The following is a 6,504-nucleotide window of genomic DNA, read 5'->3' as shown; positions in this document are numbered from 1 at the left end:
CTCGTCGCGGTAGGTCTGGCCGTTCTTGTGGAAGGTGACGATGGGCATGTCGGCAGGGCTGGACTGGTCTTGGATTCGGAGAAAGTATACAGTATACTTTTAACGACGGCGCTCATTTGCCCGTTGATTCGGTCGGTTTTTGCCTTGGAATCGACCGCTATGTATACTGTATACGCCAATCGGTCGCGAGAGACCGCCCCGATGCCGGTGTCCACCCATCACCCACCAGGAGAGCCCCCATGTCCCAACTGCTCAGCCGAGACGAATTCCGCACCGCCCTCGAAAACGCCATCAAGGGCAAGAGCGCCAACCAGTCCCCCTTCAGCCTGGCCTGGGCCGGCGGCACGCTCTCGCGCGAGCACCTCGCGCGCTGGGCCGAGAACCACTACCACTACGTCGGCCCCTTCGCCGACTACCTGGGCTACCTGTACGCGCGCACGCCCGACCACATGACCGAGGCCAAGGACTTCCTGCTGGCCAACATGTATGAAGAAGAAATCGGCGGCGACCGCCACACCGACCTGCTGATCCGCTTCGGCGAGGCCTGCGGCACCACGCGCGAGCGCATCGTCGACGCCGACAACATGAGCCCCACCACGCGCGCCCTGCAAAGCTGGTGCTACGCCGTGGCCATGCGCGAAGACCCCGTGGTCGCCGTGGCCGGCCTGGTGGTGGGCCTGGAGTCGCAGGTGCCGTCCATTTACCGCAAGCAGACGCCCACGCTGCGCGAGAAGTACGGCTTCACCGACGAGGAAGTCGAGTTCTTCGACCTGCACATCGTGTCCGACGAGATCCACGGCGAGCGCGGCTACCAGATCGTGCTGGAGCACGCCAACACGCCCGAGCTGCAGAAGCGCTGCCTGCGCATCTGCGAGATCGGCGCCGAGATGCGCCTGCTCTACACCACCGCGCTCTACAACGACTACGTGGCCCCGGCCCAGCAGAAGCCGGTGCTGGCCAAGGCCGCCTGAGCCCCCGCGGCGGGCCGCGGCGCGGCCCGCCCCACCCGGCCCCTCCTTCCGATATGAACCACCACCGGCTGACCCTGGACGAGGTCGAGCTCCTGGTCGGCAGCGCCGGCCAGGGCGAGACCCTGGTTTTCGTGCACGGCTCCTGGGACGACCACAGCGCCTGGGACGCCGTGGCCGCGCTGCTGTCGCCGCGCTGGCGCGTCGTGGCCTACGACCGCCGTGGCCATGGCGGCAGCACCGAACCCGGTGGACAGGGACACATCAGCCAGGACGTGGCCGACCTGCACGGCGTGATCGAGGCCATCGGCCAGGGCCCCGTGCACCTGGTCGGCCATTCCTACGGCGCCTGCGTGGCGCTGCTGTACGCCGCGCGGCACCCCGAGCGGCTGCGCAGCCTGTGCCTGCACGAGCCGCCGCTGTTCGGCGTGCTGGGCGAATCGCCCGCGCACGCGCCGCTGGCGCAAGCCACCAAGGTGGCCATGGCGCGCGCGGCGGCGCTCATCGACAACGGCGAGGCCGCGCTCGGCGCGCGGGTCTTCGCGGAACAGGTCGCGCTCACCGGCCAGCCCTGGGAAGAGGTCATGGACGCGCGCATGCGCGCCACCTGGGTGGCCAACGCCGCCACCTGGCTCGACCAGTCGCGCGACCCCGAGCGGCTGGCGCTGTCTCCCGAACTGCTGGCCCACAGCCCGCTGCCCGTGCTGCTCACGCAGGGCGACCGCAGCCCCGAGGCCTTCGGCCCCGGCGTGGACCGCCTGGCCGCCGCCACCCCCCATGCCACGCGCCGCACCCTGGCGGGCGCGGGCCATTTCCCCCAGCTGACGCACCCGCAGGCCTTCGCGCACTGCCTGGGCGATTTCCTGACACCGCTTTCCTCCTCCACCGGAACACCCGCACCATGAGCACGACAGCCGAAGCCTTCCTCACCGAAATCAGCGCCCCGGGCCGGCCGGTCGAGGAGTTCCTGAACTACATCGACGGCCAATGGGTCAAGTGCCGCAGCGCGCGCACCTTCGACAACAGCAACCCGGCCCACACCGACGAGCTGATCGGCCGCTTCCAGGCCTCCACCGCGCTGGACGCGGAGGACGCGGTCAACGCCGCCACCGCCGCCTTCGAGGACTGGCGCAAGACCGCGCCGAGCCAGCGCGCCAAGATCCTGAACAAGGCCGCCGACTACCTGGAGGCCAACGCCCAGCGCTTCGGCGAGGAGCTCAGCCGCGAGGAAGGCAAGTCGGTCGCACTCGGCAAGGACGAATTCCTGCGCGCGGCCCAGACCTTCCGCTTCTACGCCATCGAGGGCCAGACCTTCGGCGGCGAGACCTACCCGCAGGACGACGCCAACATGATGGTCTACAGCCAGCGCGAGCCGCTGGGCGTGGTCTCCGTCATCTCGCCCTGGAACTTCCCGGCCTCCATCCCGGCGCGCAAGATCGCGCCCGCGCTGATCACCGGCAACACCATCGTCTTCAAGCCCTCGTCGGACGCGCCGCTGAGCGGCCTGCGCCTGGTCGAGGCCCTGGTCGAGGCCGGCATCCCCAAGGGCGTCATCAACTACATCACCGGCCGCGCCGGCGACGTGGGCCCCATCATCACCACCTCGAAATCGATCCGCGCGATCTCCTTCACCGGCTCCACGCAGGCCGGCATGCACATCCACCGCACCGTGCACCTGACCACGCGGCTGCAGATGGAGCTGGGCGGCAAGAACCCGCTGATCGTGATGGAAGACGCCGACCTGGACCAGGCCGTGGAACTCGCCATCAAAGGCGGCTTCTCGCTCACCGGCCAGGCCTGCACCGGCACCAGCCGCGTGATCGTGATGAAGGCCGTGAAAGAGGCCTTCACCAAGAAGCTGGTCGAGCGCGTGAAGACGCTCAAGATCGGCCCCGGCCACCAGCCCGGCATGGACCTGGGCCCGCTGGCCACGGCCAAGCAACTCGAGACCGTGCTGCACTACCTGGACATCGGCCGCCAGGAGGCGCGGCTGCTGTGCGGCGGCGAGCGCCTCAGCGGCGCGCCCTACGACAAGGGCTACTACGTGACGCCGGCCGTGTTCGACAAGGTCACGCAGTCCATGCGCATCGCGCGCGAAGAAATCTTCGGCCCGGTGATCGCCGTGCTCGAGGCCGACAGCTTCGCCAGCGCCATGGCCATGGCCAACGACAGCGAGTACGGCCTGTCGGCCGCCATCGCCACGCGCAACCCGCGCTACATGCACGACTTCGCCAACAACATCCAGTCGGGCACGGTGAAGATCAACCGCACCACCACCGGCAACCTGGTGAACGCGCCCTTCGGCGGCATGAAGAACTCCAGCACCTCCACCTTCCGCGAGTCCGGCCGCGTGGGCCTGGAATTCTTCACGCAGACCAAGGTCGTCTACCGCGGCCTCTGAACCCGCCCCGCTCTTACAAGGACAAGACCCACATGAAATCCGCTCTCAAGCTGCAACTGCCCGAAGCGCGCCGCATGGCCGCCGCCGCCCTCGACAAAGCCCAGGCCCTGGGCGTGCCCGAGACCGTCTGCATCACCGACGAAGGCGGCTTCCCGCTGGTGCTGGAGCGCATGGACGGCGCGCGGGTCACCGGCCCGCAGATCGCCTGGAACAAGGCCTTCACGGCCGCCGGCCACAAGCGCTCCACCCACCTGTTCAACACGCCGCCCAACGGCCCCGCCCTGCCCGGCAACGAGGCCTTCGGCATCCAGTGGAGCTTCGACGGCAAGTTCGCCGTCTTCGTCGGCGGCTTCCCCATCGTGGTCAATGGCGAGGTGGTGGGCGGCGTGGGCCTGAGCGGCGGCAACGGCGAGCAGGACACCGCCTGCGGCCTGGCCGCGCTGCAGGCCCTCAAGGACCTGCTGGCCGGGCAAGGCCTGGACGTGGTCGTCAAGGCCGACCTGAAGTACTGATGGTCCCGTCGCCGGAGCGCGCCATGGCCCACCGCATCACCTGGCTGGAAACCGGCCGCTGCTTCGACGCCGGCGCCGACGAGGCCGTGCTGAGCGCGGCGCGCCGCCACGACGTGCCCTTCGCCTACGACTGCCGCAACGGCGCCTGCGGCACCTGCCGCGTGCGCGTGGTGGAGGGCCAGGTGCGCTACGAAGACGAGCTGCCCATGGGCCTGAGCGAGGAAGAGGCCGCCGCCGGCCAGGCCCTGCTCTGCCAGGCGCGCGCCTGCGGCGACCTGGTGGTGAGCGTCGAGCCCGACCTGGGCCCGCCGCCGCAGCGCCTGCTGGCGCGCGTGGACAGCGTCGAGGCCCTGTGCGGCGACGTCACGCGCCTGTGCCTGGAACTGCCGGTGGAACCCGACTTCCGCTTCCACCCCGGCCAGTACATGAACGTGCACCTGCCCGACGGCAGCCACCGCAGCTTCTCCATGGCCTCCTGCCCGGCCGGCGCGCGCGTGGACTTCCACATCCGCCGCATCCCGGGCGGCCGCTTCACCGACGGCGAGCTCACGCAGCTGCAGCCCGGCGACGCGCTGGAGGTGGAGCTGCCCCTGGGCAGCTTCCGACTGCACCCGCAGGACTACCGCCCCATCGTGATGCTGGCCACCGGCACCGGCCTGGCCCCGCTCAAGAGCATGCTGGAATCGCTCAAGGACGACGAGGACTGCCCGCCCGTGCACCTCTACTGGGGCGCGCGCACCGAGGCCGACCTCTACCTCGACGCCGAGATCCGCGCCTGGGGCGAAGGCCTCTACGAGTTCCGCTACGTGCCCGTGCTCTCGCGCGCGGGCGAGGCCTGGAGCGGCCGGCGCGGGCACGTGCAGCAGGCGGTGATCGAAGACCTGGGCGCCGAACTCGGCGAGTGCGCCTTCTATATGTGCGGCTCGCCCGCCATGATCGCCAGCGCCAAGGCCGAGCTCGCGGCGCAGGGGGCCGACCCGGCCTTCTTCTACTCCGACAGCTTCCTGTTCCAGAGCGAACTGGTGGCGGGCTGAGGGGCGCCGCCCCCTCAGCCGGCGAACGCCTTCATGCGCGCGTGCAGCACCTGCACCAGCTGGCGCGCCGCCGGTGACAGCGAGCGGCCTTCCTTGACCAGCACGTAGATGTCGCGCGAGACGCGTGGCCCGCTCAGGGGCCGCGCCACCAGGTCCGGGTCGCGCGAGTAGCGCAGATAGGCGGCCGGCATGATGGACGGCCCCATGCCGCAGGACGTCATCCACAGCGCGGTGGACAGCAGGGACACCTCGCGCGCCACGTTGAGCCGGATGCCCGCCTGCGCGGCGGAATGGTCGATCAGCGGGCGCACGCCGAAACCGGGCCGCACGGTGGCCACGGGCACGCCGTCCAGGTCCTTCCAGCGCACCGACTTGCGCGCCGCCATCGGGTCGTCCTTGTGCAGCACCACGCTCAGGTGGTCGCCCATGAGGCGCTGCATCTGCACGCCGTCGTCCGCGCGGTCGGGCGTGCCGATGCCGAAGTCGGCGCGTTCGCCGATCAGGCGCGCGATGAACTGGTCGGGCGGGCAGTCGTCCACGTTGACCTGAATGTCCGGGTGCCGCTCGCGGAACGCGCGGATCACCGGCGGCAGCAGGACCTCCGCCAGGGTCGGCGTGCAGGCCACCGTGACACGGCCGCGCCGCAGCGAGGACAGGTCGTCCAGGCCGGCGCTCAGCGAGTCGATGTCGCGCAGCACGCGCTGCGCGGTCTCGATCACGTCGTGCGCCGCCGGCGTGGGCTGCAGCGAGCGCGTCGTGCGGTCGAACAGGCGCATCCCCAGCACCTCTTCCATCTGGCGAATCAGCACGCTCACGGCCGACTGCGTGACGTAGAGCTGCGCGGCCGCCGTGCTCAGGCGCCGCAGCTTGTAGACCGCGACGAAGGCGCGCAGCTGCTTCAGGGTGAGGCCGGTGACGCGGGACGTATTCATGAAGTCATTTTATGGATGCTTGAATAACTATCGATTTACGAATGAACGGATCTGGACTTCAATCGCGGCCTTCCCCCCGCCGACCGATGCCCCCCAGGGACACCCCGTGCGCCGCAACGACCGCCCCGATCACCCCCCGCCTTCGCCCGCGACCGACGCCCCGCCCGAGCGCGTGGCGCTGCGCCTGGGCGAGGCCCGGCTGCTGGGCCTGCGGCGGCGGGGCGTGTCGCGCTTTGGCGGGCTGCGCTACGCGCTGGCACCGGTGGGCGCGCGGCGCTTCGCCCCGCCCGCGCCCCTGCCCCTGCGCGGCGAGGTCGACGCCACCGGCACCGGCCCGATCGCGCCCCAGCTGCCCTCGGCGCTCGCCCCGGTGCTGGGCGCCTGCGAGGCGCCGCAGTCCGAGGACTGCCTGCACCTGACGGTCTGGACACCCGGGGCCGACGCGGCGCGCCGCCCCGTGCTGGTGTGGTGCCACGGCGGCGCCTGGCAAAGCGGCGGCGTGCTCGACTGGTACAGCGGCGAGGCCCTGGCGCGCCGCGGCGATGTGGTCGTGGTGGGCCTCAACGCGCGCCTGGGTCCCCTGGGCTGGCTGCTGGCCGACGGCGGCGTGGCCAACCTCGGCCTGCTGGACCTGGAGCTGGCCTTCCAATGGGTGGC

The 6,504-nt window shown here is 70.7% G+C and carries 7 protein-coding genes; 6 read left to right on the top strand and 1 reads right to left on the bottom strand.

The window, feature by feature from the left end; genetic code table 11:
• Positions 1 to 239 precede the first annotated feature (239 nt).
• The 5 genes from BGO22_RS18520 to BGO22_RS18500 are packed head-to-tail and all read left to right on the top strand — an operon-like array spanning position 240 to position 4,915.
• A complete protein-coding gene (locus tag BGO22_RS18520) occupies positions 240 to 971 on the top strand; it encodes an iron-containing redox enzyme family protein (protein ID WP_070399332.1) in 732 nt (243 codons plus the stop codon).
• 53 nt (positions 972 to 1,024) lie between these two features.
• Positions 1,025 to 1,873 carry an alpha/beta fold hydrolase gene (locus BGO22_RS18515; protein ID WP_070399331.1) on the top strand — a complete coding sequence of 283 codons (849 nt, stop codon included), beginning with the start codon at positions 1,025 to 1,027 and terminating at the stop codon, positions 1,871 to 1,873.
• Positions 1,870 to 3,369, top strand: a complete 1,500-nt coding sequence (locus BGO22_RS18510) for an aldehyde dehydrogenase family protein (RefSeq protein ID WP_204743447.1) — start codon at positions 1,870 to 1,872, stop codon at positions 3,367 to 3,369. The genes BGO22_RS18515 and BGO22_RS18510 overlap by 4 nt, the downstream gene beginning before the upstream one ends.
• A gap of 32 nt (positions 3,370 to 3,401) precedes the next feature.
• Positions 3,402 to 3,881: a GlcG/HbpS family heme-binding protein gene (locus BGO22_RS18505; protein ID WP_070399330.1), complete on the top strand. Its 480-nt coding sequence runs from the start codon at positions 3,402 to 3,404 to the stop codon at positions 3,879 to 3,881.
• 23 nt (positions 3,882 to 3,904) lie between these two features.
• The gene (locus BGO22_RS18500) at positions 3,905 to 4,915 is read left to right on the top strand and encodes a 2Fe-2S iron-sulfur cluster-binding protein (RefSeq protein ID WP_286852147.1); all 1,011 of its coding nucleotides are present in this window, start codon (positions 3,905 to 3,907) and stop codon (positions 4,913 to 4,915) included.
• A 14-nt stretch (positions 4,916 to 4,929) separates the two neighbouring features.
• Here BGO22_RS18500 and BGO22_RS18495 read toward each other — a convergent pair whose 3' ends face one another.
• The gene (locus tag BGO22_RS18495; RefSeq protein ID WP_286852146.1) at positions 4,930 to 5,847 is read right to left on the bottom strand and encodes a LysR family transcriptional regulator; all 918 of its coding nucleotides are present in this window, start codon (positions 5,845 to 5,847) and stop codon (positions 4,930 to 4,932) included.
• 106 nt (positions 5,848 to 5,953) lie between these two features.
• Between BGO22_RS18495 and BGO22_RS18490 the strand changes: the two genes are divergently transcribed.
• On the top strand, positions 5,954 to 6,504 hold a 551-nt coding region (locus BGO22_RS18490), incomplete at its 3' end, for a carboxylesterase family protein (protein WP_286852142.1).

This window comes from Hydrogenophaga sp. 70-12, from assembly GCF_001897365.1.
GTDB classification, from domain to species: domain Bacteria; phylum Pseudomonadota; class Gammaproteobacteria; order Burkholderiales; family Burkholderiaceae_C; genus Hydrogenophaga; species Hydrogenophaga borbori.
This window is presented reverse-complemented; position numbering and strand designations above follow the sequence as displayed.

Coding starts and splice junctions, on each gene's coding strand:
- BGO22_RS18520 (WP_070399332.1), top strand. CDS start 240: ATGTCCCAACTGCTCAGCCGAGACGAATTCCGCACCGCCCTCGAAAAC.
- BGO22_RS18515 (WP_070399331.1), top strand. CDS start 1,025: ATGAACCACCACCGGCTGACCCTGGACGAGGTCGAGCTCCTGGTCGGC.
- BGO22_RS18510 (WP_204743447.1), top strand. CDS start 1,870: ATGAGCACGACAGCCGAAGCCTTCCTCACCGAAATCAGCGCCCCGGGC.
- BGO22_RS18505 (WP_070399330.1), top strand. CDS start 3,402: ATGAAATCCGCTCTCAAGCTGCAACTGCCCGAAGCGCGCCGCATGGCC.
- BGO22_RS18500 (WP_286852147.1), top strand. CDS start 3,905: ATGGCCCACCGCATCACCTGGCTGGAAACCGGCCGCTGCTTCGACGCC.
- BGO22_RS18495 (WP_286852146.1), bottom strand. CDS start 5,847: ATGAATACGTCCCGCGTCACCGGCCTCACCCTGAAGCAGCTGCGCGCC.